Source organism: Burkholderia sp. Ax-1719 (assembly GCF_011753055.1).
GTDB lineage: Bacteria > Pseudomonadota > Gammaproteobacteria > Burkholderiales > Burkholderiaceae > Paraburkholderia.
Window position 1 is genome coordinate 132194 of the sequence record NZ_VWWJ01000016.1, and the last position, 24980, is coordinate 157173.

22 protein-coding genes and 1 pseudogene are annotated in these 24980 nt (G+C 57.1%); 7 read left to right on the forward strand and 16 right to left on the reverse strand.

Translation table 11 applies throughout. The annotated features are described in order from the left end of the window. Positions 1-18: 18 nt before the first annotated feature. Entirely contained in the window at positions 19-861 is an 843-nt protein-coding gene (locus tag F3J17_RS23825) for a class II aldolase/adducin family protein (protein ID WP_167064675.1), read from the reverse strand. Positions 862-1031: 170 nt separating this feature from the next. Here F3J17_RS23825 and F3J17_RS23830 point away from each other — a divergent pair, with 170 nt between their 5' ends. Then, on the forward strand, positions 1032-1952 hold the full coding sequence (locus F3J17_RS23830) for a LysR substrate-binding domain-containing protein (protein ID WP_240161132.1): 921 nt from the start codon (positions 1032-1034) through the stop codon (positions 1950-1952). Between the two features lie 44 nt (positions 1953-1996). On the opposite strand, the gene F3J17_RS23835 is transcribed toward F3J17_RS23830, so the two are convergent. From F3J17_RS23835 to F3J17_RS23860, 6 genes are all read right to left on the reverse strand, one after another. After that, the gene (locus F3J17_RS23835) at positions 1997-2710 is read right to left on the reverse strand and encodes a GntR family transcriptional regulator (RefSeq protein ID WP_167064678.1); all 714 of its coding nucleotides are present in this window, start codon (positions 2708-2710) and stop codon (positions 1997-1999) included. A 74-nt stretch (positions 2711-2784) separates the two neighbouring features. Continuing rightward, positions 2785-3798 carry a ketol-acid reductoisomerase gene (gene ilvC / locus F3J17_RS23840; RefSeq protein ID WP_167064681.1) on the reverse strand — a complete coding sequence of 338 codons (1014 nt, stop codon included), beginning with the start codon at positions 3796-3798 and terminating at the stop codon, positions 2785-2787. Between the two features lie 106 nt (positions 3799-3904). Then, positions 3905-4915: a PDR/VanB family oxidoreductase gene (locus F3J17_RS23845; protein ID WP_167064684.1), complete on the reverse strand. Its 1011-nt coding sequence runs from the start codon at positions 4913-4915 to the stop codon at positions 3905-3907. Between the two features lie 86 nt (positions 4916-5001). Then, the gene (locus F3J17_RS23850; RefSeq protein WP_167064687.1) at positions 5002-6546 is read right to left on the reverse strand and encodes a Rieske 2Fe-2S domain-containing protein; all 1545 of its coding nucleotides are present in this window, start codon (positions 6544-6546) and stop codon (positions 5002-5004) included. A 708-nt stretch (positions 6547-7254) separates the two neighbouring features. Then, positions 7255-8565 (reverse strand): cytochrome c peroxidase, encoded by a 1311-nt coding sequence (locus tag F3J17_RS23855; RefSeq protein ID WP_240161133.1) that lies wholly within the window; start codon positions 8563-8565, stop codon positions 7255-7257. A 3-nt stretch (positions 8566-8568) separates the two neighbouring features. Then, entirely contained in the window at positions 8569-9873 is a 1305-nt protein-coding gene (locus F3J17_RS23860; RefSeq protein WP_167064690.1) for an alkaline phosphatase family protein, read from the reverse strand. A 291-nt stretch (positions 9874-10164) separates the two neighbouring features. Between F3J17_RS23860 and tnpB the strand changes: the two genes are divergently transcribed. Next, positions 10165-10338 carry an IS66 family insertion sequence element accessory protein TnpB gene (gene tnpB, locus F3J17_RS23865; protein WP_167064693.1) on the forward strand — a complete coding sequence of 58 codons (174 nt, stop codon included), beginning with the start codon at positions 10165-10167 and terminating at the stop codon, positions 10336-10338. A 278-nt stretch (positions 10339-10616) separates the two neighbouring features. Here the strand turns inward: tnpB and F3J17_RS23870 are convergent, their stop codons facing one another. Both F3J17_RS23870 and F3J17_RS36340 read right to left on the reverse strand, forming a co-directional pair. After that, on the reverse strand, positions 10617-11411 hold the full coding sequence (locus F3J17_RS23870) for an NAD(P)-binding domain-containing protein (protein WP_345891241.1): 795 nt from the start codon (positions 11409-11411) through the stop codon (positions 10617-10619). Next, a pseudogene (locus tag F3J17_RS36340) lies at positions 11392-12429 on the reverse strand (aldo/keto reductase). Before F3J17_RS36340 ends, F3J17_RS23870 begins: the two are co-directional and overlap by 20 nt. A gap of 90 nt (positions 12430-12519) precedes the next feature. On the opposite strand from F3J17_RS36340, the gene F3J17_RS23880 reads away from it, so the two are divergent. Beyond that, positions 12520-12903, forward strand: a complete 384-nt coding sequence (locus F3J17_RS23880) for a helix-turn-helix domain-containing protein (RefSeq protein WP_167064699.1) — start codon at positions 12520-12522, stop codon at positions 12901-12903. Between the two features lie 242 nt (positions 12904-13145). Here F3J17_RS23880 and dcm read toward each other — a convergent pair whose 3' ends face one another. Then, entirely contained in the window at positions 13146-14492 is a 1347-nt protein-coding gene (gene dcm, locus F3J17_RS23885) for a DNA (cytosine-5-)-methyltransferase (protein WP_345891239.1), read from the reverse strand. Positions 14493-14954: 462 nt separating this feature from the next. On the opposite strand from dcm, the gene F3J17_RS23890 reads away from it, so the two are divergent. Both F3J17_RS23890 and F3J17_RS23895 read left to right on the forward strand, forming a co-directional pair. Further along, positions 14955-15605 carry a hypothetical protein gene (locus F3J17_RS23890; RefSeq protein ID WP_167064702.1) on the forward strand — a complete coding sequence of 217 codons (651 nt, stop codon included), beginning with the start codon at positions 14955-14957 and terminating at the stop codon, positions 15603-15605. Positions 15606-16593: 988 nt separating this feature from the next. After that, positions 16594-17280: a PAS domain-containing protein gene (locus F3J17_RS23895; RefSeq protein ID WP_167064705.1), complete on the forward strand. Its 687-nt coding sequence runs from the start codon at positions 16594-16596 to the stop codon at positions 17278-17280. 110 nt (positions 17281-17390) lie between these two features. Here the strand turns inward: F3J17_RS23895 and F3J17_RS23900 are convergent, their stop codons facing one another. The 6 genes from F3J17_RS23900 to F3J17_RS23925 form a co-directional block, all read right to left on the reverse strand. Next, positions 17391-18509, reverse strand: coding sequence for a porin (locus tag F3J17_RS23900; protein WP_167064708.1), 1119 nt, complete (start codon positions 18507-18509; stop codon positions 17391-17393). Between the two features lie 79 nt (positions 18510-18588). After that, positions 18589-19047: a RidA family protein gene (locus F3J17_RS23905; protein ID WP_167064710.1), complete on the reverse strand. Its 459-nt coding sequence runs from the start codon at positions 19045-19047 to the stop codon at positions 18589-18591. Between the two features lie 17 nt (positions 19048-19064). Then, positions 19065-20138 (reverse strand): aminotransferase class V-fold PLP-dependent enzyme, encoded by a 1074-nt coding sequence (locus tag F3J17_RS23910; RefSeq protein WP_167064713.1) that lies wholly within the window; start codon positions 20136-20138, stop codon positions 19065-19067. Beyond that, the gene (locus tag F3J17_RS23915) at positions 20138-21454 is read right to left on the reverse strand and encodes an amino acid permease (RefSeq protein ID WP_167064715.1); all 1317 of its coding nucleotides are present in this window, start codon (positions 21452-21454) and stop codon (positions 20138-20140) included. The genes F3J17_RS23910 and F3J17_RS23915 overlap by 1 nt, the downstream gene beginning before the upstream one ends. A gap of 299 nt (positions 21455-21753) precedes the next feature. Further along, a complete protein-coding gene (locus F3J17_RS23920; protein WP_167064718.1) occupies positions 21754-22428 on the reverse strand; it encodes an LrgB family protein in 675 nt (224 codons plus the stop codon). Continuing rightward, the gene (locus F3J17_RS23925) at positions 22425-22832 is read right to left on the reverse strand and encodes a CidA/LrgA family protein (RefSeq protein WP_167064720.1); all 408 of its coding nucleotides are present in this window, start codon (positions 22830-22832) and stop codon (positions 22425-22427) included. The genes F3J17_RS23920 and F3J17_RS23925 overlap by 4 nt, the downstream gene beginning before the upstream one ends. Before the next feature lie 136 nt (positions 22833-22968). On the opposite strand from F3J17_RS23925, the gene F3J17_RS23930 reads away from it, so the two are divergent. Then, entirely contained in the window at positions 22969-23439 is a 471-nt protein-coding gene (locus F3J17_RS23930; protein ID WP_167064723.1) for an Lrp/AsnC family transcriptional regulator, read from the forward strand. Positions 23440-24275: 836 nt separating this feature from the next. Beyond that, on the forward strand, positions 24276-24842 hold the full coding sequence (locus F3J17_RS36345; RefSeq protein ID WP_205194931.1) for a DUF4145 domain-containing protein: 567 nt from the start codon (positions 24276-24278) through the stop codon (positions 24840-24842). Positions 24843-24980: the final 138 nt, after the last annotated feature.

The following is a 24980-nucleotide window of genomic DNA, read 5'->3' on the forward strand; positions in this document are numbered from 1 at the left end:
GAGCTCGCTAAACGCTGATTAGTCGAACATGTCGTGCTGCGTGGCGACGAGATCGTTCCAGATGGTCTGGAAGTGGAGCCAGCCGATGTAGTCGCTTCCGACGTGCTCGCGGCTGTAGCGAGCGCGCTCTGGGGTGACTTCCTTCGGGGTGACACCCGTTGCTTCAATCATCAGTTGTTGCTGGCAGCAGCGTTCCAGGGCGATGAACCAGAAGGCAGCCGAGTCGATGCTGTGCCGGCTTGCGGTGAGCAAGCCATGGTTCTGGTGAATTGCAGCCTTGACGCCAGCGAAAGCGTTCGCGACCTTGTTGCCACCCTTTACCTCGACCGCGACCTTACCCGCTTCGTCGCCGATGACTACGTGGTCTTCGTAGAAGGCGGCCGCATCCTGCGAGATGGGCGCGAGCGGCTTGCCAAGCGAGGCGAACGCTGTGCCGTACACCGTGTGCGCGTGGCACATCGCGACGATGTCCGGATGCTGCTCGTGCACCGCCGCGTGCAGAACGAAGCCTGCGCGATTGATGGCGTATTCGCCCTCGACGACTGTGCCCTTGTGGTCCGCGCAGATAAGGTTCGAGACTTTGACCTGCGAGAAGTGCACCGCCATCGGATTCGTCCAGTAGAGACTGGGATTAGCCGGGTCGCGCACGGTCAGGTGACCGGCAAATCCGTAATCGAAGCCGTGGATGGCAAACGCTCGGCATGCGGCCACGAGACGTTCCTTAAGGTGCTGGCGATGCTCTTCCACCGTCTTGAACGTCGGAAGCTCAGGAAAAACCAGTCCCTCCTGTTCCGGTTGATAAATCGAAACCTTTCCTGCTTTCACAATCGAATCGGCAGGATGTTCGGCGACTGTGGACATGGTCATTCTCCTTCTACAAGATTTGGTGATGGAAACTTGAAGCGAATGGATTTCACTTTCGCAACTTATGCTTCGGTGCCTGAAAACAAAGACCGATATCGACATCGTCGGCCTTGAAAGAACAGTTGACAAACAATAGCTGTTCATACAACCATGAATGAGGTTCATGCATGGAGACGAACATGAGGCGCCTTCCTAATTTCGTACTACTTAGGGCATTTGAAGCAACCGCGCGCCTGAAGAGTTTCACACGTGCTGCTGAGGAACTGCACCTCACACAGTCAGCAATCAGCCACCAGGTTCGTGAACTGGAGGACTACTTCGGGCGCCGACTATTGGCACGACGCAACCGAACGGTAGAGGCGACGCCAGAGGGACTTCGTCTCCAGCAAAGCCTCGGCCGCGTATTTGACGTCATCGAAGCCGCCTGCAACGAAGTAAGTCTTGCGCCCACTGCCCAGGTGCTCGCGCTACACAGCGCTCCCAGCTTTGCCGCCAAATGGCTAGGCCCGCGCTTGCCTGAATTTATGCGCGAAAACCCTGACATCACAATCCGACTTTCATCGGGCGCGATGCCCATTGACCTCACCAGTGACAGGGAAGTTGATGTGACTATCTCCTATGGCCGCGTCGTCCAAAGGACCGGCATTGTCGCGCTCCCGATGGGCGAAGAACGGATCGTGCCCATGTGCTCTCCGTCACTACTGCGCTCCGACAGCGAGCCACGTGAATTGATACAAAAACTCACCCTTATCGATTCACAGCTCAGCGGCATCACGTGGCCTCACTGGTTTAAGCTCAACGACATGCCACTCCCGCATACAGCCCGTCCTTCATTCGACCGCGCGGCTCTTGTGCTCTCAGCCGCGGTTGACGGTATGGGTGTAGCACTCGAAACCACACGGCTCGCCGAGCGTGAACTTTCCCGTGGGGACCTCGTCATCGTCGGGGACCTCGAGTTCGCAAAACTCAGCCGCGAGACGCACTTTTTCTCCTATCGCGAAGAAGAGCGAGACGTCGATAAGGTCAAACGCTTCAGACTCTGGCTCTTTAAGACAGCCGGCCTTGAGAAGGCATCCCTCGCAGGCTAGGCTATGGGCCGCGCTAGGAAGGCCCAGCGTTCTCCGAGGCTGCTTCAAACGGGCAAAGCTTTGAGAGACACATCTACCGCCCTTCCATTACCGTCTTCTCCCAGTACGGCTGTGAGTTCGGCAACGAGATGCTCGTGAGCTCGTTGAGTATGGAGATCTGAATATTCAACCGCCGCCTCAGCTTTCCCAGCTTCGATGGCTTTGGCGATGGCCTCGTGTTCATTCCATATCGACGCCCGCTGACCCGACGCTTGAAGCGTTTCACCCATGACCCTTCTCAGATGGGCCCAATGGACACGCGCCGTTTCAGCGATTAACGGATTGCCAGACGCCGCATAGACGGCAAAGTGGAACTCCATATCTGCGTCAATCATCGCTCTGATATTTGCACTTAGAGACGCCTGGCGCCCGCGAGTAATAAGTGCAGGGTCCAGCCTGGTTCGCCTGTTGGCGGCAAGCTTTGCCGCCAGAGCGTCAAGTGTTCCGCGAATTTCGTAGAGACTGCTGAGCCACTGCAAGTCCAACGGGGCAACGACGACGCCTCGGCGAGGTGCGTCATGAACTAATCCATCCTTCTTGAGTAGCCGTAGTGCCTGAAGCACGGGTGAGCGAGATACCGAGAGTTGCTCCGCTATCTCCTCCTGCGTCAGGCGAGTACCGGGAGCCAGCGAGCCTTCACAGATGGCGTCGATGAGCACTTTATAGACCTCTTCGACGTAGTCGGTTCGCGATGGAGTCTGAATCAACTTCGATGTCATGATGCATACACCCCGCCGTGATGGGGGGCCGCGCAGACCGTCGATGCACCTCAGTCCACGCGGCTTGCCCGTCCTTAGTTTCTCGAGCGGTCTACCAGTGCATCTTTGCTGATCCACGGCATCATCGCCCGCAGCCGTGCTCCCACGGTCTCAATAGGATGCTCGGCGGTCAGGCGACGACGCGACTGAAGCGTGGGCGCGCCAGCACGGCTCTCGAGGATAAAGCTCTTGGCATATTCGCCAGTCTGGATGTCACGCAGGACCTGCTTCATGGCCTGCCTGGTCGCATCCGTGACGATCCGCGGTCCGGTCACGTATTCACCAAATTCAGCATTATTCGAAATGCCGTAGTTCATGTTCGCAATGCCCCCCTCGTAGATGAGATCCACGATGAGCTTGACCTCATGGAGACATTCGAAGTACGCCATTTCTGGCGCGTAGCCGGCTTCAACCAGCGTCTCGAAGCCAGCCTTGATCAGGTCCACCAGACCTCCGCACAGGACGGCCTGCTCACCAAAAAGGTCTGTCTCGGTTTCCTCAAGGAAACTCGTTTCGATGATGCCCGCTCGGCCGCCTCCGTTAGCAGCCGCATAGGCGAGCGCGATTTCGCGGGCGCTGCCGGACGGGCTTTGCGCGACCGCGATGAGGTGCGGAACACCGCCTCCGGCTGCGTAGGTGCTACGCACCGTATGCCCGGGAGCCTTCGGAGCGACCATCACCACATCCAGGTCAGCGCGCGGCACGACCTGGCCATAGTGAATATTGAACCCGTGGGCGAAGCCGAGCACCGCGCCCTTACGCGCATTCGGTTCGACTTCGCTACGGTACACGTCAGCGATACGCTCGTCTGGAAGGAGCATCATGATAATGTCGGCTTCCTTGACGGCGTCAGCGATATTCAAGACCTTCAGGCCGGCCTTTTCGGCCTTTTCCCAGGACGGACCTTTGCGCAGGCCCACGCTGACATTGATGCCGCTGTCCTTCAGGTTCAGCGCGTGAGCGTGCCCCTGCGAGCCGTAGCCGATGATCGCGACACTGCGGCTCTTGAGAAGGGAGAGGTCGGCATCTTTATCGTAGAAGACTTTCATACTGATTCCAATTGGTTGCACCGGTGGTGCTGTAGCGCGAGGCGCGTCGATAATTCAGCTGCAACAGTGTGTGAGGCAGCCGCAAATAAAACCCACAGCAGGCGACTCAGAGGTCAAGAACAAGCGTTTTGCTGGTAGGCCTTGAAACACAGGTGGTCAGGTACTGCTGGCGCTCTTCGTCGCTGAGGATGAAGTCGTTATGCTCGACCTCGCCTTCGAGATACCTGACTTTGCAGGTGGCGCACAGCCCGGCGCAGCACGACGTCGCAACTGCGACACCAGCATCATTAAGCGCGTCGGAGAGAGTTTGCTCCGCCTTGAGATGAATGACCTGGCCGGTGCTCGCAATCGTCACTTCGCATCCGCTGGCATGCTCGGTGCCGCCCGGCGCACGCTTCGGCTGCTCTGGCGCCTTGAAATGCTCGAAGTGCACGGTGCCCTTGGGCCAATGGTTCGCTGCGTCCGCACACGCGACCATGAATCCACCGGGTCCGCAGTAATACACATGCGTCCCCGGGTTTGGCTGCGCAAGAAGCTGCTTGATGTCGAGTTGGTTGCTAACCGCGCCGTTATCGAAGTGGTAGTGCAGCTTTCCTGCCCGACGCATGCCGTCGAGTTCCGGACCGAACGCTGCTGCTTCGGGACTGCGGGCACAGTAGTGCATCTCAAAGTCGACGCCACGCTCTTCGAGTTCGTGTGCCATCGCTTTCAGGGGCGTCACTCCGATACCACCAGCGATGAGTACGACCTTTTTGGCGTCACGCGTGAGTGCAAAGTGATTCCGCGGTTTGCTGATAGTGACGACATCACCGGCTCCGAGCCCTTCATGCACTGCGCGCGAACCGCCCCTGCCGTTCTCGTCCTTAAGCACGGCAATGACATAGCGATGGCGTTCGGCTGAGGAGTTGCACAGCGAATACTGCCGGACGATGCCGTTCTTCAGATGTATATCAATGTGCGCTCCAGCGTCGAATGGAGGCAGTTGCTCACCGCACGGGCTCGTCAACTCGTAGGAGTTAATGCCTTTGCCTTCGTAGCGAATCTGCTTGACCCTGACGTCAAGGGTTTCTGCATCGATATCCTCGACGGCCTCTTCTGCTTCCAGTACGGTTTCCATTTGTTGTCCTTGCGAGGCAAACTACAGGCGTTCGCCAAAGCCCTAGCGGGCGGGCGCGGACACGGATGCGTCCGCGCCACGATGGCTTAGCGCTTCAGCGATTGTTCGAGTTCGTCGAACTTGCCCCGCACGAACTCGGCGCGCTTTTGTCCCTTCATGGAGTCGCTCTGGGTCAGGATTTCGACGACCGACTTGAGTACATTGCGACGGCGAACGACCTCGTCTTCAACGGTTTCGCCTTCCGCGATTTCGAAGACGTTGCCTGAGCAGAAGCTGTTCGGCGCGCCGGCAAGCTCTCGGAACCAGTCGGAGAAGCCCTGGGCGGAAGAAGCCGGATTTGTCCCGCGCACTGCATCGCGCAGCATCTTGCGGAACTGGTACAGCCCTGCGTCGAAGCGCGTTGGATGCTCGAGCGCATGAACGGCGATGGGACGCTGGCTGATGATGGCTTCGTAGTCACCGGGCGCGTACTGCGCTTCCTTGTAGTTAGCGCGTTCGCGATGGTTCGGCGGAATCGGCGGCATGTCTTCGAGCTTGTACTTGCCGAAGCGCTCCGGACGTCGCATCGCAACCTGGCCTTCCAGGAAGTCGATGGTTTCGTAACCGACCATCTCCTTGTTGCCGACGCCGCGCGTGTCGATGCCGGGGCCCATGACGCGCCAGCCAATCATCTTGCTGTTCTCGTCGTCCACCGGCACGGTCCAGCGGATGATGTGGAAGCGGCTGAAGAGCTTCTTCTTAGAGCCATCTTCCGACGTATAAGCATGCAGACTGAGGTTCGGAAGCACCTGATGCTGCACGCGCACGAACAGTTTGTCCTTATCGACGCGGCGCGCACCCGCGCATGCGAGGCTACGCCCGCTCTGCACCGGGACGAAGTTCATATCGGGGGCCACCTCCATCGATGCAGCGCCGACTTCGTCGAACGTCGTGCCCTGGAAGTTGCCACCAACAACGTTCTTGCCGGCGTGGAGCGCGGTCGGATGGTAGTTGTCGGCCGCGTTGTCCTGGACCTGCAGCCAGTTGCAGTGCTGGAAGTTGCTGTACGGAACGAGTTCATCGCCTTCCATCACCGTGAAGTCGCCTTCCCATTCCGGGAACGGCGGCTCCTCTTCCGGCGGCCCCATATAGGCGAAGACGAGACCGTTACGCTCGACCGCCTTGTATGCGCCCTGACGAATCGAGCAGGCGAATTTTTCAGCCTCTTTCTCTTCCCCCTTGGGGAACGGAACGTGGAGGCACTTTCCATCGACGTCGAACACCATGCCGTGATAGCAGCACATGATGCCGTGCTCTTGGATGGCGCCGTATTCGAGGGAAGCGCCTCGGTGCACGCAGTGCGCGTGCAGCACTCCGACCCGACCGCTCTTGTCCCGGAAGGCAACGAGTTCCTCGTTGAGGATCTTGAGGAAGCGAGGGGTATCAGTCAGTTCGATCGACATGCAGACCGGATGCCAGAACCGGCGCATGAATTCACCCATCGGCGTCCCTGGGCCAGTTTCGGTGAGCTCGGGGTCGTGCTCCGGCACCTTGTTCGTGTAATACCCGCCAAAGGGAATCAGCTTCTTCGCGACGGGCGCCGCGCCACCAGCACTCTTCTGCTCATCCAACTTGTCCGACTTGACGCTCATGACTTGCCTCCAGTATTGATAGGGACCGATTCATGGTTCTGACCATCTTCGGATACTGATGTCTGTGTTCTGAACTCTGTATCCAAAGATTAGTTGCGTGAGGGCTCCTTGTCTCTATGGGTTAACACCTAATCCGCCGTCACCGCTCGCAACACATCCGAGGACTTACGGGGCGAAAGACACCACGGCACAGGGCCAAACGCCGGAGCATTTTGGCCCTGGAGGAGGGCGAACGCTGAATGCAAGGACGCATGCGCGACCCAGAAGGCGAAAACTAGTAAGAGAGCTAGTTATGCGAGCGCTACGTTGCGTCAACCGCGCATCGTTTAAGCGAACCGACGGGGCGCAGGCATGGTATCGGTGCTTCGCCGGCTAAGATGAGCGACAACGACGGCCGGCAGATGTTTGACGTGAATCCGCTGAGTCCATGGGCAAGTGCGACTATCGCGATATTCTTCTATTGCCGTGCGCGACGAGTTTGAGAAAGCTTCGACAAAGGCGTACCACGCTGCTCCAAGCACGATCCGACTGGCGTGGAAAAACCCTCGTTGTGGCGCTGGAATATCGTGCCCAAGCGTGCGGGAAGGTGCCGGTCCCATGAAGTTTTCGCCGCAGCTTTCCCACACAACTGTTGCCGCTCTTATTGACAATCCTTGAATTGCCATTCGCCCCCTTCGCAACGCCGCGGGGGTTCTTTTCCGACTCAAGTCATGGCGTCTTGTTGGACTGCGCGGCCACGTTATAGCCATCGCTAAGAGTTTTCAGGAATGCAATAACATCGTCAATATCGTGCTCGCTCCACACTGGTTTATCGCCCTTTTTGTAGGTTAGTGGCGCATCAGTAGTGTCCACGTTGACGCGCACACCTGGCGGGAGATCGTCGTACTTAATCACGTTCCCAGCGCGGTCTCGCTGATACCACCTCTCTGGGTTCGTGTCCCGCTGCACGTAGAAACGTAGCGCGTCACGAAGCGTATGGAAGCGCCCGTTGTGGAAAAATACGTGGCGCGTTGCCGTGTTACGCAACGTCGGAGTTTTGAATAGGCCGCACATCGCCTTGTCGTCGGCTAAATCCTTTCGCAGTGGACCGCACAGCCCTTCGTCGTAGTAACTCGGATCGCGATTGACGCGCAGTTCGAGATTGCGCGGCACGCCAAGCGCCTCAAACTGGAAATCCGTGAACAGGGGATGTGCGCCGTTCACGCCTAGCTGATCAATATGGCAGGAGGCGCAATTGCCGCTTTTGGGATCGTCGAACAGCGTCTTCCCACGAAGCTCGCTCGCGCTCAGCTGTACCCTACCGTCGAGGTAATAGTCGAACTTGCTCGTGTACGGGTGGAAGTCTGAGTCCTCAAGTTCATAGCGCTCAATTGCCGTCATAGCCTCGCGCAAAGCCACGCCCGGTGAACCGAACACTGTTTCGCCAAAGACCTGCTTGAAGCGATCCGCGTACGGAGCACGCGCGAGCTTTGCGACCACCGAGGCGGCGTCTCGGTTGTCCATCTCATTAGGATTAAAAAGTGGAAACGTGGCTTGGTCACGCAAACGATTGAATCGTCCATCCCAGCCAAATCCACCTGAAGGCGAGTCATCCTGCTCCTCGATTTGCTCCGCAATGCTAGCCGCCCTCACATGAGTCCAAATTGGAGTGCGATCGAGTACATAGCGCAGGGTGGGCACCGCGCGCGTGCCCTGTGAGCGCAAATCAGGGCCACCGAATTGCGCTGCTAGGCCATTAGGGGGACCGTACGCTTGTGCGGGGTTGTGGCACGTCGCACACGACATACGCCCTGAGGCGGAAAGCTTGGGATCGTAAAATATCAGCTTGCCGAGGGCCGCGATGTCACTGTAGTTCGGCTTCGCGGCGAGGTTGCTAGGGGCACCGTCTTGACCGTTGATCGGCTGGCCCTGCGCTGCGTTGAAATCCGACGTGCACATTACCGCCACCGCAGCAGCGGCGACAGTGAGCGCGACCCTGAAGGCGCGGTGCGCCGTCGTGGTGGCGGTAAGGACATTCATGGCTTACAAGCTTGTGAAGATGTCTTTGCCGAACGGTACGAGGCCTGCTTGCCCTGCATATCCAAGGTGATCTAGACCGAAAATGTCCTCGATGCTCCTGAGCATCGAGTAGTGGTTATACGGGACGGTCGACACGGTACCCGGTTTGATGAACTTCGAGATCATCACAGCACCCGTCTGGTCGCCACCGTAGTTTGATTTAGTCGTGGCAAATTGGGCCGTCTGATACGAAGACAGCGGGAATTGCGGAAAATTGTTAATCACAGAGCTTGTCGGATACGTACCCTGAGAAGCAACCTGCGGGAACGCGGCGAGGTTAGGACCGGGTTGCTGTCCGCAGCAGGTAGCACCGGCGTATGTCAGCATCACTGTAGGCGGGTTCGTGGTCGTATCGAAGCTCTCACTCGCATAACTGCTTTCGTCGAAGTTAATGATAAGCATACCGTCTTGCTGAAACGCGGGAGACGAGGTAATTATCGGCACCCATTTCTCCAGGAAAGCGTTTGCGCTCGTTAGGCCACCAGGCTGACCATTTACACAAGGCGCATCATGTCCATCGTCACAGGTGTTCGGTGTTATGAAATTAAAATTTGCAGTCGTACTAACTGACTGGAGATCGCTTTGCAGTTTATCGAGGTTGACTACGTTCGTCTGACAATCAGGGGAGTCAATGATCGAGTGGAAATATACGAAGGGGTCGTGGCGGCTCGCATACTGGTCGCCAAGAGGAACGGCCGCACTGGGGGCCTCTTGCTTGTCCGTGAGGTCAGTCGTGTTCAGCGTCGGGTGGCCACAAGTCGCCGCCTCACGTGACGGGTCGTTGCCCATATCCTCCTCGTATCCTTTCCACGTGAACCCGGCCGCCTTCAGTTGATCAGGCAAAGTCTTGATGCTCGCAGGGAATACGCAACCCGTGCCGATAGCTTGACCGTCTGGGGTCATGCCCGTCAGTTTGTAGTCGTCGTAAGTAAAGCAGTCGTTATCCGTCTCGAGGGTTGGCGCCTGCCCACTGATCATCGAGATGTAGTTGTCCAAGCTGACATGGCCTGTGCCGTAGTAGTTCTGCACCAAAGCACCCTGAGCGGCGAGTGTCTGTGAGAGATACGGAGCCTTGGAAGCAGTTCCAAACGTCGTTGCGTAGTTTTCGTTCTCGAGCGTAATTATAAAAACGTGACGTATTTGCTGCATTGTCCCCGCAGTTGTCGAGTTATTGCTCGAGCCACACGCTGCGACAATAAATGCGCCGCATATCGACGCGATCAGGAAAATCAATAACGACCACGTTCTGCTTGAAAATCGAAGGAACATGATACTCCTCAGTATTGTCAGTTTAATTTTTTTATGACCTGCTCTAGACGGAAGATTGAATTGCCGCCTCGGCTGCCAATGAGTCGAGGAAGAATAGTTAGGCCCCGTTTCGACAATATGACGAGTTATATAGAAAAACGAGCGTTATTTATAATAAAACGACTACTCTCTCCTTCTGAGATACGAATCGACTTCTCTAGTTCGAATAAAAACCTAACGTTCGCGCATTAATGCGGGCACTGAACCAATGAATCCGGACAATATGAGCGGCCGACAGGGTTGCCGGTAGCAGTGACTCAAGAGAAACGCACGGTCGAGAACACGGCCGCACTGCTCATTCAGTTGCAGCCTGAAGAACATCCGTTCTTCGGACACGTCTTCGTGTTTCGCGACAACCGCGATGACCTGCTCAAAGTGCCGTGGTGGCGCGGACATGGCATGTGCATGCCGATGAAGAGACTCTAGAGCGGGAGACGCGAAAGGCCAATACGAAGCAGGATCTGATTCTCCGTTGCCGGGAAGTCAGTCGAGGCCCGTGGAGTTCTGGCGAAAGACACGCCTGCTCTAGTCGCGTCATATTTGGTATCCAGCTAGTCCGCCGCGACGTAGGCAGCGGCCGCGCCATGATCGAGGCGGCCGAACCGAAAGGCAACCCGTGCACAGCGACGGTCGGGGAGACCAGACAAGCCGTGCCGCGCTACTTGCCCGTAGTCAAAGGCAGCAGACCGCCGGTGAGCCGACAACTAAAACAATGAGCGATAGAGCTGGACCACGTCGTCGCTGCTCATTTTCTGCCCGGCCTCCTGTCGCTGCTGGAGAGCCATATCTCGCTTGCGAGGGGCGTCAGTCTTGCTCGCGGTCGACAACGCATGCCGAAGTGCATCGGCGGTGAGATTAGTACAATATGCAGGGGTGCCTGGCTGCTGTCGCCATGATTCCGCGAGACTGCCTGCATCAACTCCGTCAAACCCAGCGTCATTCACAAGCTGCTTCACCTTGCGCTTGGCGTCGGCATTGTCGCCAGCGACTGGAAGAGCAATACGACCTGGTTCTCCTTCTGTGCGCCCTTTCTCCGCGAGACTCGGACCCATGATGCTGTTGAACGCCTTCACTACCGGGCGTCCAAGCTGCGTCGCGACCCACTCGCTTTCCGCCATTCCGGCTTCGATGGCCGCAACTGGCTCGTCACGCAGTCCCGGAAAATAGTTACCTGTGTCGACGACCGGCACGTGGGCCGGGAGCCTTGCAAAGAGGTCTTTCGGAAGCTGAGGGATACTACCTTCAGGGATCGACACCACAACAACATCAACGCCGTTCAGTGCGTCCTGGACAGTAACGGCGGTTACGCCTATCCCTTCGCTCTTTTCCTTGATGCTGCCCGGCCCCCGCGAATTTGCGAGAAAGACCACGTGCCCAGCCTGCCGAAATTTGCGCGCCAGTGTAAAGCCGATGTTTCCCGCGCCGATAATGCCAATTTTCATGCTTGATTCCTTCCTCGTGGGCTCATGAATCGCTGGTCTAGGCCTTGTGAGGCGGATTCAAAGGCACAGCCGGATCGATCAGACGCTGTTGGCGCAGATCGTCCCACAAGACCTGAGGGATAAGCGTAGCCGCAGCGGAGAAATTCCCTTCCATCTCTTCAGCAGTCTGGCCACCCGGAATAACGCTGAGAACGGCCGGATGCAGCAACGGGAACTGCAATGCAGCGTCGACGAGGCGAACTCCGTGCGCTTCGACTACCGCTTTCAACTTTCCGGCTTTTTCCAGTATCCAGTCAGGTGCGGGTTGGTAATTCCATTTCGCGCCGGGAAAAGGGCCTCTTGCAAGAATGCCCGAATTATACGGGCCACCAATGACAACCCCGACCCCACGGTCTGTGCAGGAATTCATGAACGGCAGGCTGTCCTGCTCCAGCAACGTATAGCGGCCAGCCAGAAGGAATATGTCGAAGTCCCCGTTGTCCAGGAGCTATTGAGCGGCCTTCCAGTCGTTGATGCCGGCTCCGAAGGCCCGAATTGCACCCTCTTCCCGAAGCTTGAGGAGCGCCTTGTAACCGCCGGACATGAATTCGTCGAATCGAGCCTGCAGAGCTTCTTGAGAACCGTGATTGGGCAGATCGAGGTCATGGGCGTAAACGACATCGATTCGATCGAGACCAAGACGCTCCAGCGATGTTTCCAAGCTGCGCATCACGCCTTCATAGCTGTAATCGTAAGCCTCTTGTCGAGAGGGAATGTCTACCCAGATACCCCCATCAGAGCCATGCCCCCGTGGCACCGCCTTGAGCAAATGGCCAACTTTGGTCGAAATGGTATAGCTGTCGCGGGGTTTCCCCCGAAGGAATGGATTGAGGCGCGTTTCGGAGAGACCATGGCCATATAGCGGCGCGGTATCGAAATGGCGGATGCCACCATTCCACGCAAGATCAAGAACGGTCCTTGCTTCTTCTTCCGAAACGGATCGAAACAGGTTACCGATCGCCGCAGCGCCGAATCCGAGTTCGGTAAAACTCAATCCACCGTCACCGTGGCGGTCCCAATGTCTCATAGCCAACATCTGCGCTTTTCCAGTCCAAGGTAATGACCTCGCTGGATTATGCGACTATCATGATGTTCCGCAAGAACGCAGACGGATAGGACTGGTCACATGGATATGACTACCGGGGAACCCATCGTGCTCAAGGACACGCGCAATATCGGCCAGGTGCTCGCCCGCGTCGGGGACAAGTGGACCATGATGGTGATCTATATCCTGCAGCGCGGCCCGCTGCATTTCAGTGCCATCAAGCGAAGTATCGACGGCATTTCCCAGCAGATGCTGACAAGAACATTGCGCATGTTGGAGAGGGACGGAATTGTGAGCCGAACCACCCTGCCGCTTAGGCCGCCGCAAGTTCAGTATGCACTCACCCCTCTAGGACAGTCGCTGAGTGCGCCCGTTCTCACGCTCTGCAAATGGGCCTGCGACAACATCGACCGTATCAATGAGGCCCAGTCTTTGTTTGATGACCGCGCGGGGCATGTCGCGTGATTCGTAAACCTGCTGAGCAACTAGCAGCTCGAACCGTTGTCTTCTCGAGCTGGTGGGGGTTTTCAAGTCGCCCCTACGGGACGTGACCTGATATGTGGAAGGCGCGGGCCCCAACGAATGGACCCCCGCGAAGCCGGGAATAACCTGCGGCCGAAGTCGAATCAGCCGAGTGGCTAGCATCGACCCCGAGTGCATCTGGCGTTCAATTTTGGTTGAGGGACTTGACCCGCTCGCCATTGGTTCTAGTCGCAGTTCACGTGCGCGTGATAGAGCGCTTCGCCAATCCTTGTCACCAAACCCACCACCAAGGCATTGCCCATCAGCATCGCCCGGGTCACGTCAGAGGCTCCGGCACGGTCCGTGAAGCCGCGCGGGAACCCGTTCAGCTCCTCCAACTCCTCAGGAGTCAGTCGGCGAACAAGGCCGGAAGCCTCCCTGACAGCATGCTTCGTTCTGGACGCGGTAGAGCCACCTTCCGATGTAATGATGGTGCGTGACGGGCGATCCAGAGGGTCAGGGAACGCCATTGCACCTTCCGCATACTCATACGCAAAGCCGTCCTTCTCGCGCGGCACCCGCTTCGCCGCTTTCGCAGCCAACCACCTCGCCTCCTCTGCCTTGCGCACGTAGAACGCCGTCGGCACCGGTCCCGTCTTGCGCACAACGTCTCCAAGCGTTAGCAGACCGACAGAACCTGTAAAGGCACTGAAGTCGTCGATGACGGTTCCCTTAGAAGCACCTGTCCATACTTTGCCGGCAACCACAATTCCACTGTTTGCAAATCGGCTCTTGCCGTTCGAGAGCGACCGATATGCGAGCTGCTCGTCGAAAGGCTCATTGTGCAAGGTCAAAGCTGGCGCCGACGCATCAAGCTCATTCACCAATGCTGCGGGGAACGCGCGGCTCAGAATCGATTGCTTAAACCATGTCACACCACCCTCACTAACGTCACTCGCAACACGCTCGGCGACGCCAGTGGTCGCGTGGTATGCGACGATGAACACGCGCCGGCGGCGTTGCGGAAAGCCGTAGTCGGCAGCGTTGACCACACGCCACTCGACCGCATAGCCCATGCCGTAGAGCGTAGACAACACCATCGCGAAATCACGACCACGGCATACAGCGGGAGACGAGATTAGACGGTCAACGTTTTCCAGGATGAGGTACTTCACTGGCTCTCCGTCTGCGATTCGCTGCCTCAGCAGTTCCGCAATCGACCACCAGAGCACACCCTTCTTGCCTTCAATGCCCTGTGACTGCGAGAGCGGTTTGGCTACAGAGTAGTCTTGGCAAGGGAAACCTCCGACTACGACGTCGGGGCGCGCCTCGCGAATCGCGGTGCGTCCCGCTTCTGATTTCAATACCTCAGCGATGTCCTCATTTAAGTGAACGTCCCTTTGCCAGCGTGCACGATAGATTTCACTTGCAAGCTGTGTTTTGCGGGCGGGTTCCCACTGGTTGCTAAGTACAACTTCGAAAGGATTGCCCTGCACTTGCTCAAGGCCGAGCCGGAATCCACCGACACCGGCAAAAAGCTCAACTACGCGAAGCGTGTTTTGAATCTGGTACGACGTGTTGCCTGCTGCCACCGTGGTTCTCCAAGGAAGGACGATGGGCAGTCAAGGCACAAGTGTTTATATTTTTTTCTCCCGTGAAGATTTAGATAGCAAGCAAAAGCATTCACGGGCAGGCGCGACAGGTTATGCCTCCTAGATGCATCCGAATATGCGCCGGCGACGAAGACCTACGAGTCAGCGAGCGCTGACAGGGAAATGGCCGCATCGCCCTGCGAATTCGACCGATAACTGGGCAATTGGAGACACCTGAAAATCCGCAAATGCGGTTGCGAGGCTGAGTAAGCGCATCGGCGCAGCCGTTGTCGCGAGCTAAAAATTTAGATGCGAATGTGACTTCAGCGCGGTCGCTATATGCGAAGTGGTGTTCGGGATTTGAAGCTCCATCCGAACCGCCACGTGAGGGCATCAGGATGCCCAATAGAACGACCTATCCCCAACCGATGGTTGGCAGCGGACCCAAAGGAACTCATTGAAATGCAGGATTTCGACTACACCCTGGTAACACTCGGCGGTCTCCATCTGCCTCGCGAACTCGAACTGGACAAGCGCCTTGCTGGCAAGGTTAAGCGAGACGTCCCCATCCTCACGTGCCCGCTGGAAACCGCAGACTTGGCAGCCATCCAGAGTCGAAGAGTCGGCAGCTGTTTCGGTTATGGCAGCATGCAGATGGGTGACGCACGCCTCCTAACTTTTCGACTTCAGCTCGGGGGCGTACAGATTTATTGGCTTGCTGACCTGACCGACGCTGATGTCTGGACAGCAATGGACCAATGGCAGAAGCAGCAGTTCGTGCCCTATGTGTTTGAGGTGGACAACGGCAGCCGCGAACGTCTCGCAGCGTTCGGCAAAGCTGAAATCGGCCCGAAAGCGCCGATCATCGGTCAGTTCCGCAATCAAATATCCGCTGATGCCCCTGCCGGAATGTGGGACAGCCTGGCAGGCGCCGCGGCCAGCGGCCTGGTGCATCTGCAGGCCAGCACCGACATCCGAGGCATCCCGCTGGAGCGCGTTCTCGTCAATGTGCTTGTTACGAAGCGATACGAGGCACTTGTTCAGGGGAAAACATTCACACGGAAGCCGACAGGGGCAACTGCTGGCAGTGCTGGCGCAAATAACATCCACTGATTGTGGCCGCCATCTAGGACCGCCCCGCCCGAACTGATTTCCAAGGCACGCCCCGTAGGGTCGTGCTTTTTTTTCGAGGTCCACAGCTCGCCGTACGCTCGGAAACGCCAACGCGACGATTTAGTTCCCCTCTTCATAAATTCCCGCCCCTGACCGTACAAAATGCGCCGCGCGATTGCGACGGGGCGAAAGTATCCGAAATGGCCCCAACAATCCGGGTGCCAGTTTTCGCGAATGTGCTCTGAAAATAAACCTGCCAGCACCGGTCGATTGACAGAAAGCTGAACACTGAGCCGTTGATTCGCTCGGCCTGCTTAAAGAATCCGTGAAGCACTAGAAACGTCGCGAGTTGTTAGGCCCTCCTGTTGGCCCCACTATTGATTTCCTTTTCAAGGTTAAGGTTGCTCGCATCACCTTCGTTAAGTTCGTCAACCCAAGCCCCATAGCCATCTCGCGCTCCGCACGGCCCGCAGCAGCGACGAAGTCATCTATAAGCTTGATGCGGCGCTCAACTTACCCGTCAAGTTTGTCCATAACCAAGTGGTTGTGGCCCGTCTTCAAGTCGCGCACCACGCAAGCTGAATCATGAACCTGACAGCACTGCGAAGGCCGGCCCAAGTAGTGCGAATTTCAACATTGCGTTGAAGTGGAAGCTGCGCGTATGCTTCAGCTTTTGGGGGTGCTCTAGCTGTAAGCGACTGATTCGAAATGCGTAAAAGCATGCCCCTTAAGGAACACCCTTGGAGTGGCGACTGAGGCATCGACATGCTCCGCCTCGGGCATTCATTCACCTCAGTTGCGACCGAACGGGGCTTGGGGCCGCAAAGCGCAAAGCCTCCGGGAGGCTATCATCAAAGCCAGTTTTATCTTCAATCTGACAATGACTACCACATCATCCGAAGTTGCAGTCGTGAAGCGTAAGTCACGTGGGAAGGCAACAGAAGTCCCAGCGAGCATCCTTGCTGAGCGCAAAGCAGTTATGGCTGCCATGGAAACCGTGGTGAGCGTACTGAAGTCGATGTTAGGACCGAATGTCGAAGTTGTTCTTCACGATCTGACACGTCCAGAAAGCTCGATTGTTGCCATCACAAACGGGCATGTCTCAGGGCGAAATGTTGGACAATCGATTTTGAGCGGCCCGAAGAACGACAAGGCATTTGCGGCTGCCGAGGTCGAGCTGGCGTCTCGTGGCCTTGCGTCCCATTCTGTAATCGGAGACTATCCAACGTTCTCGCCGACCGGCCAACCTCTGCGTTCAGCCACCGCCCTCTTTCGCGACAGCAACGGCGAGCCGTATGCGGCGCTGTGCTTTAACGCCGACATGACGGTGGTCAAGCTCGCTCATAGTTGGCTTGAGCGAATGCTTCAGACGAGCTTCACCCAGGAACAGCAAGAGGCCGAGCCCGCGGACATGGACGCGCTGATGAGCGAAATCATTTCAGACGCTGTCAACAAGTTCGGCAAGCCTCCTTCAATGATGAACAAGGAGGAGAAAATCCACGCCGTCGAAGTGATGCTTCAACGGGGTCTCTTCATCGTGAAGGGTAGTGTCGAGAGCGCCGCTCGCTCGCTTGGCGTCACGCGCTACACCATCTACAACTACCTTGACGAGTGCCGGCGCAAGAATGGCAGCACGGACACTTCGGCCAAGCCGACTTCCAGAAAAAAGAAGTGAAGGGCAGCGTTGGGGGCGGAGCCCCCAACCTCATGCACTAGCGCCCGGCCAATTGCTGTCAAGATCACAACTGCTTAGTTGCAGGAACTCTTCAGCAACCACGGACGTGTTTAGAAGCGCGTTCTGAGGCCAATCCCGACGCCGGTACGAGTGCTCTTGCCGCCGAATGAGAGCGGCGGGTTGTTCGGGTCCGTCACCGACGCGCCGCTCAGCCAGTTACGGTCCACTTCGGCATAGATATCCGTGCGCTTCGACAGGAAGTAGTCGACGTTCAACAGGGCGGTACGAATTCTTCCGCTCTGGTCGTCGACGACGTGTGCGACGTTGTCTTGATAGAACGCGCCTGTCACGAGGAACGTTGGCGTAACCCTGTATGACACGCCGAACGACATGTACGAGTCGACCCGCTGAGCCGTCTGCGTGTTCGCACCATAAATCGTCGTGCTATTGCCAAGCAGGCTTGTGTTCGCCAGGGCGCCGCCCGTTGTAGAGGCGATGCTGAAACCAGCGTCCCGGCGAGCGTTGACGTACATCAGATATCCGGTCACAGGACCCATGCTGTAGTTCGCGCCTCCACCGAGAATGATGGCGCGCTTGTTGGTCGAGTCCTTCGACTCATGCGCCACGCCGCCGACCTCGAGTCCATGTGCTTGATAGGTCAAGCCAATTGCGGTCGTGCTACCCTGGGAGACACTGCCGACCTGGCCGCCGAAGCTGCGCTGCAGTTCAAGACTGAAGGGGCCCCGCGAGATGGAGTAGTCGAGTGTATTGTCAAAGCGTACGCCGATGATGCGGGCGATGTACTCGTTTTCGAGGTAGTTGCCGATACCCAACGGGTCGAAGTCACTGAGCAAGCCAAATGGAATGCCGTAGATTCGACCTGCCAGAAGGCGACCGAACGTCGGATTGCTCAAACCGACCCATGCCTGCCGGCCGAAGAGTTGCCCCTGCTGGTCTGCGGTGCCGTCGTTCAGAACAAAACCGCTCTCGAGGTCGAAAAGTGCCTTGGTGCCATTGCCGAGGTCCTCGGAACCCTTCAAGCCCCAACGACTGCCCTGGATGCCGCCCGCAGTAAGGCCAATTTCGCTCGCGGCTCCGTTCGTCCCCGAGTTGTTCGTCGTGTAGCGCAGGCTGGTGTCAATCGCACCGTACAGCGTCACGCTCGACTGCGCGAATGCCGAAGCTGTTCCCATAGCGCAAATTGCGCCCAAAGCAAACTTCTTAATCATCTGGACTCCTATTTATATTGTAGGCGAGAACTCTATGTTTTCTACGAGCACGCCCAATGGCGCACTCGTCTATCCTTGATTACTCAGCTGCCACCGCGGTCAGCTCGATTTCGACCGGAATGTTGAAGGGGAGAACGTTGACGCCCAGCGCGCAGCGCGTGTGCTGTCCGTTGTCACCAAAAATCTTGATGAGCAAGTCCGATGCTCCGTCAACGACCACATGCTGACGATGAAAGTCGTTTGCGCTGCTCACCCAGCCGGTAAGCCGAACCATTCGCTGAATCTTGTCGAGTCCAACTGCGTGATGGATTGCGGCGAGGCCGTTAAGGACGGCCAACCTTGCTGCATCGTAAGCCTGCTCTTCAGTGACCTCTGCCCCGACCTTGCCAGTCACGGTAGGCTCGGCGCCGACCATCGGTCCCTGACCGGACACGTACACGAGATTGCCTTCGCGACGCACGGTGACATAGGTAGCGGCCGGGCGCGGTGGCGGAGGAAGTTCGATATTGAGTTCGGCAAGGCGTTTCAATACATTCATGGGTTCAGACCTTCTAGTTAGATTGTGGCTATCGCGTCGAGCAGTCGGTCCACGTCCGCGTCAGAGTTGTAGAAGTGGGGCGAGACTCGCAGCAGCCCAAAGCGGGCTTCCACATCAATGCTTTTGTCCTTGAGCGAGTCGCGGACACTTTCCGAATTCTCGATTTCGATGCTGACAATGCCGGCATGCCTGTCTTCCGGAGCACTCGCGGTGTAGCCGAGGCGCTTCAACCCCATGGCGAGCCTCGACCAGTTGGCGTTGACGCGTGTATAGATATCGCTCCAACCAAGTTGCTCCATGTGGCCGAGCGTTGCGTTCAGAGCATATATGCCGGGGTAGTTCATGTGCGCATACTGCAATCCGCCGGCCGGTCCCGCATTTGCGTATCCAAGGAAAGCCGGACAAAAGCGCGACGCGGCGCGCTCCGATATCGCCGCAATAGACAGACCGAAACCGGAGCACAGCCACTTGAAGACCGCGCTGCAATAGACGTCCACATAGCGCATTTCGACCGGTATGGCGCCGAGCGCTTGCACGCCATCGACGACCAGGAGGGCATCGTGCTCGCGACAAGCCTTCCCAATACGCTCAATATCCACTGCAGTACCCGTTGCCCAATGGACATGCGATACAGCGACGACCTTGGTGCGCTCGCAAATTTGCGCGAGAATTCGTTCGGTACGGCTTGCTTCGTCGCCTTCGTCGGCGTACCGGACAATCGCTCCCGCTTTGGTGCTGTGTTGCCAGGCGAAGACCACCGACGGAAATTCATCTGCAGCCAGCACTATCTCGTCGCCCGCGTTCCACTCGATGCTATGGGCGACGAGGTTCACAACCTCCGACGTGTTCCCGAAGAAGTTGATCTCGCCGTCGAAGCCACCCAGAAGACTTCGCACCCGCTGGATGGCTTGTCGCAACACACCCTGCCATTCATCGCGTCCGTTGATTCCCTTGGATTTTGCACCGCTATAGAAACTTGCGGCCGCGGCTCCTTCGCCGACCCATGATAGTCCTGCTGCGGCAGTGTTCAGATACGTGCGCTCGGCAAGGTACGGGTAGGCTTCGTGAATCCGACGGACATCGAGCGTCATCAATTTGCTCCCAGAACTGCGGCGGAACGACGGCGTGCGCTGAGCCAGTATGCGGTTCCAAGCACGCCCCACGCCGCGAGAATGACGTACGGACGCCAATCCGTGTCGAGCCCCACAGCGATGACACCAATTGCAAGCAGCATCCCGAGATAGCCCCACACCTTGACTGCTCGATGGCTCAACGCAAACTTCGCTTGAGCATGGAGTTCGGGATGGTTGCGTGCAAGTCGTACCGCGGACCAGCAATTGCTGAAATACTTCAGCATAGTGGGGATGTTGACTGCGAGGAAAAGAAACACGAGGTTCGTGCCGAGGAGCAGCCCTGCGAGCGCACAGACATAGACGACCGTCGTCGCGACGTGAGGTGTGTTCCACTTGGGATGAAGCTTCGCCAGCGATGAAGGCAGCACGCCGTCGCGGCCCATCGCGAACAGGAAGCGCGTGAAGGTCATGAAGATTGCGTTGATGCTCGTCGAAATCGAAGCGACTGCCGCAAAGATAATCAACGGCTTGTTGAATGCGCCAAGAAAGTGGCTGCCCGCGTCGATGAGAGGGGCGTCGCTGGAACCAAGGGTCGGTGCTCCGAGAACACCTAGAGCCACCGTTGCGACAGCCAGATAGACCAGGCCGCTAAGTGTCACTGCCCACGTAATGCCCTTTGCAATGTTGGCTTTACCGTTCTTGATTTCTTCGCCCACTTCGGTAGCGCTTTCGATGCCCATATAGAGCGTGATGAGCAACGGCAACGAAGCAATCACGGCGCCCCATCCGAAGCCAAGAACCGGATGGAAGTTAATTGATTGGACGGCCGAGATGCCCGCGACGACAAAAAGTCCGAAAGCAAGGAGCTTCAGCAGCACCAAGACTCGCTCTACACGCGCGGCCAGTTGGACGCCGAGCAGATTTGCCAGGTAGAAGATGGTGATGATGCCCAGCATCGTCGGCTTTTCAGGCAGTTCGAATGCCTTCCCGATGTACTTCACCATGACGAGCGCCAGAACAACGATTGCTCCCGTGTTACCGAGCACGCGCAGCCACGCGACCATGAAACCAACGTAAGGGTGGACGAATTTCGCGGGCCAATCGTATGAGGCGCCCGAGCGAGGAATAATCGAACCCATGTACGCGTAGACGATGGCGAACACAACCATGGGAATCGCAGCGACCAGCAGCGCGATGAGCATCCCCGAACCAGCAACTTTGGCAGCCGGAGCCATGATAGAAAAAATCGAGACGCCGACCGCCGACCCTACGCCGATTGCGACTACGTCCACGATTCCCATACCCTTTTCGAGGGTTGTACTGTTTTCAGCCACGCTTGGCCTCCCTGAACTAAATCGAGGGCAGCGCCGCGCCGCCCCGTTGATGTAGCGCAACTATTCAACTCCAAATTTTTGATGTCAACAAAATGTTGAATTAATCAACATCGTGTTGTGTCGCGAAGGCCCGCTATGCCAAGCCTCTACGATAGGTTGTCTGCTGCAACCAGGGAAAATCGGGAGCGTTCTGAGAAGGCATGCAGCCGTCGGAAAGCCGACGTTTGGGACGCAGACGCTACGGACGAGCGTGCTGGATTGATAGCGGCAGCATTTTGATGCTGCCGCCGAAGGGCGGATTAAATGAGTCGGGAAAGAAGCGGGGCGACCAACACCGCGAAGGCGCCGCTGAAGACCATCGTCAAGCTGGCCATGACGCCATTCGGCGTGCCGCGCTCATGCGCTCGAATTACCCCGGCTACTTGAGCGACTGCGCCCAGTGTTGCCCCGTGAGCGTGGGGCGTGCGCATGCGCATCAAGACCAACAAAAGGTCTCCGACAATGATGCCGACCGTCCCGCTTGCCACAACGAACATCGTCGTCAGGTCACGGGCGCCGGCAACTTCATTTGTCACAACAAAGGCGAATGGCATGGAGACTGACCGGCCGACGAGGCTGTGCGCGACAACCGACGGGAGGTCGAACCAGCGCGCGAGAAGTATTCCGGTCACCATCGTCACGCAACTCGAGACTAATGTCCCTACGACCAGTGCGGGCCACCATTGCCTGATGTAGTGGCGCTGCTGATAGATGGGAACGGCTAGGGCAACGGTAAGTGGCCCAATCATCCACACCAGCGGACGCGTCGCATGGACGTACGAATCAAAGGAGACGCCAGCGGCATACAGGCCTGCAATCAGAACTGCGGGCGTGAGCACCAACGGCGACGTGAGTACGCCACGCCAACGCCGGTAGATTTTGATGTTGAGGGCGTACATCGCGACGGTTATACAAAAGCACACGATGAAGCTCATGCTTGCGACTCCCGGCCGAAGCGCCGCGCGACGAGTTCGACAGCAACTGCGGTAGCTGCTCCCGAGAGCACCGTTCCGCCGACCAGAATGAGCAGCAGAGGTGCCCAATCAGCTTTGAGCACATCTTTTTGTCTTGCGACTGCGACGACGGCGGGAATCAGGAAGAGTGCACTCTGGGCAATCAGCAGTTTGGCACCGCCTTCAACCGCAGAGAGTGGAATGAACCTGAGGAGCAAGGCGATAAATAAGACGGCAAAGCCAGTGAGCGCTGGGTTGAACGGCATGTGTGTCTTCTGCATGAGAAGCGAAAGCAGAAGAAAAACTGCGGTCAGCGTCGTGGCTTGAACGAGATGACGTGGCGGAACGATGGCTGAAAACCCATTGGACGTACGTACGCTGTTCATTTTTGGGTTAACTCGACTTCTCTATAGGAAGCTTCTATGCTAGGCGCCTCCTGCCGCAACCATAATTCAACATTCCGTGGAATTGCATGTTACGGTGAAAAATCCTTGCATCGTTGCAGCCCATCACGAAACAAATATGGCACTCGACCACTTTGACCGAAAGATTCTCACAATCCTGCAGGAGGACGTGAGCATTTCCATGAGTTCACTCGGCGAGCGCGTTGGCCTGTCCCAATCCCAAGCGTGGCGTAGGGTCGAGAAGATGGAGCGTGACGGGGTGATTCTTAGGCGGGTCGCAGTTCTCGACCGTACAAAGCTGGGGCTCACCGTGCAGATGTTCACTCAGATAAAGCTGAACAAGCACAGTGAGCGGGCTGGAGAGCGTTTCGTGGCAGCGGTCGCGCACTATCCCGAAGTGATTGAAATCCACACGGTCCTTGGAGATGTCGACTTCCTGCTGCGCATCGTGACGGTGGACCTTGATGCGTACAAGAAATTCCTCGCGGACCGACTATCAACCCTCCCGATGGTTCAAGACGTCCACACACTAATCAGTCTTTCAGATGAAGCAACCAATCGAGGGCTGCCCGTTTCGCTCGCCAACTGACAAGCTTTTTATATCGGACTGCGAAACACTAAGCAAGCTGGCGCACCACAGCTGAGGCGCGTGAGGACTGCTACGCGCAAGGCATGTGCGTTATCGGCTGGACAATACCAAGCGCAACCTCACTGTAGGATCGTGCGTCTACCCTCCGGATCCAGATTTGCCTTGGTGGCGCTTATGCAACCTGCGCGCTGACCGCACCCTTTATGGACGCCCCTCTTCTGCAACCCCGCTCGACGACAAGTTGCGGAGATTACGGCGTGGACGCTCTCCGGAATTCGTGCGAACACTAGCCCTCAGAAGTGCGGTTCGGCCGCTACGCCATATCGGAAATCGAGGCGATTGCGCCCAAAGGGTTTTGCCATTTACAAATAGACCACGTAACCTTCCTAGACCAGACGAAGTCCTTGGGGCGCCAACGGAGGCGCCTGATGCAGGATCTATAGCGCACGTCTCATTGAGTGGCAACACGCGTAACGAATGGCCGACTATCACACCCTCATTCGACTGCCGTATCGCGCCAAGTCCTCCTCTCACGTCCGACTTCCGCGTTATATTGTAGTTCTACTTTTTTCGTGCCCCGAGTAGTTGCCTGCCAATCGCGGTAACGACATTTGAGTCGCAACTTTAGCCGGTTAGCCCTACCTCCGAGATACCGGCATCTCACGCCCAAGCTTTTCCTTCATACTATCGTTCGACGATGCGGCTGACGCGAGCGCACCGTTGCGACGAGAGTGGTAATCGACATGCAATACGCATCGCGACCCAACTCGGCTTCGAAACTACCGACCGCCGCTTTTACAACAATGATTATCGAGTGTCACAGCTGCCGGCAGTACGTGGAAGCCGTCGAAGCCGGGGGCTATCTACGGTATTTCAATGGTGAAAAACCATCCAAGCGTTACTCCCTGCTTTGCTGCTCCGGCTGCCAATCTCCAATCGTTGTCGAACAAACGAACATTGGGAACATGGCCGAGGGAGACAAGTGGGACACGCCGTCCATCGTGTATCCGGAGGGCGACATTCAAGTCAATCAGCACGCCCCGCACGAAATCCGCCGAGCGTTTGCTGAGGTATGCTGGTGCTATCGAGCGCAAGCGTATACTGCTTCTGCGGTCATGTGTCGGAAGACACTCGAGGGCGTCTGCGAGGCAAACGGAATCAGCGAGCGCAATTTAAGCCTTTCATTGAAGAAAATGAAGGAGTGCTCGCTCATCGACGAACGACTGTTCGACTGGTCAGACGCGTTGCGCGCATTTGGCAATGCCGCCGCACACGGAGTTGCCACGGCAATCAGCCAAGCCGATGCAAAAGACGCGCTGGAGTTTACTAACGCGATTCTCGATTACATGTTCTCTTATCGCGACCGCTTCGAACAGTTTAAGCAAAGACGCGCGAAAGGCTGATTGAATCACAGACAAAATTTTTCTTCCGCAGTCGCACGAAGAAAAAGCAATGCTGGAGACAGAATTCTCAATGCCGTCGCGTATCTTGCGATGATGCCATTGGCACGACTCACTATATCGGGCGCAGTTTAAAGGGAC

What these genes read in the sequence shown, in the direction of transcription:
- F3J17_RS23825 (WP_167064675.1), bottom strand. Translation starts at nt 861, where the DNA reads ATGTCCACAGTCGCCGAACATCCTGCCGATTCGATTGTGAAAGCAGGA.
- F3J17_RS23830 (WP_240161132.1), top strand. Translation starts at nt 1,032, where the DNA reads ATGGAGACGAACATGAGGCGCCTTCCTAATTTCGTACTACTTAGGGCA.
- F3J17_RS23835 (WP_167064678.1), bottom strand. Translation starts at nt 2,710, where the DNA reads ATGACATCGAAGTTGATTCAGACTCCATCGCGAACCGACTACGTCGAA.
- ilvC (WP_167064681.1), bottom strand. Translation starts at nt 3,798, where the DNA reads ATGAAAGTCTTCTACGATAAAGATGCCGACCTCTCCCTTCTCAAGAGC.
- F3J17_RS23845 (WP_167064684.1), bottom strand. Translation starts at nt 4,915, where the DNA reads ATGGAAACCGTACTGGAAGCAGAAGAGGCCGTCGAGGATATCGATGCA.
- F3J17_RS23850 (WP_167064687.1), bottom strand. Translation starts at nt 6,546, where the DNA reads ATGAGCGTCAAGTCGGACAAGTTGGATGAGCAGAAGAGTGCTGGTGGC.
- F3J17_RS23855 (WP_240161133.1), bottom strand. Translation starts at nt 8,565, where the DNA reads ATGAATGTCCTTACCGCCACCACGACGGCGCACCGCGCCTTCAGGGTC.
- F3J17_RS23860 (WP_167064690.1), bottom strand. Translation starts at nt 9,873, where the DNA reads ATGTTCCTTCGATTTTCAAGCAGAACGTGGTCGTTATTGATTTTCCTG.
- F3J17_RS23880 (WP_167064699.1), top strand. Translation starts at nt 12,520, where the DNA reads ATGGATATGACTACCGGGGAACCCATCGTGCTCAAGGACACGCGCAAT.
- F3J17_RS23890 (WP_167064702.1), top strand. Translation starts at nt 14,955, where the DNA reads ATGCAGGATTTCGACTACACCCTGGTAACACTCGGCGGTCTCCATCTG.
- F3J17_RS23895 (WP_167064705.1), top strand. Translation starts at nt 16,594, where the DNA reads ATGGAAACCGTGGTGAGCGTACTGAAGTCGATGTTAGGACCGAATGTC.
- F3J17_RS23900 (WP_167064708.1), bottom strand. Translation starts at nt 18,509, where the DNA reads ATGATTAAGAAGTTTGCTTTGGGCGCAATTTGCGCTATGGGAACAGCT.
- F3J17_RS23905 (WP_167064710.1), bottom strand. Translation starts at nt 19,047, where the DNA reads ATGAATGTATTGAAACGCCTTGCCGAACTCAATATCGAACTTCCTCCG.
- F3J17_RS23910 (WP_167064713.1), bottom strand. Translation starts at nt 20,138, where the DNA reads ATGACGCTCGATGTCCGTCGGATTCACGAAGCCTACCCGTACCTTGCC.
- F3J17_RS23920 (WP_167064718.1), bottom strand. Translation starts at nt 22,428, where the DNA reads ATGAGCTTCATCGTGTGCTTTTGTATAACCGTCGCGATGTACGCCCTC.
- F3J17_RS23925 (WP_167064720.1), bottom strand. Translation starts at nt 22,832, where the DNA reads ATGAACAGCGTACGTACGTCCAATGGGTTTTCAGCCATCGTTCCGCCA.
- F3J17_RS23930 (WP_167064723.1), top strand. Translation starts at nt 22,969, where the DNA reads ATGGCACTCGACCACTTTGACCGAAAGATTCTCACAATCCTGCAGGAG.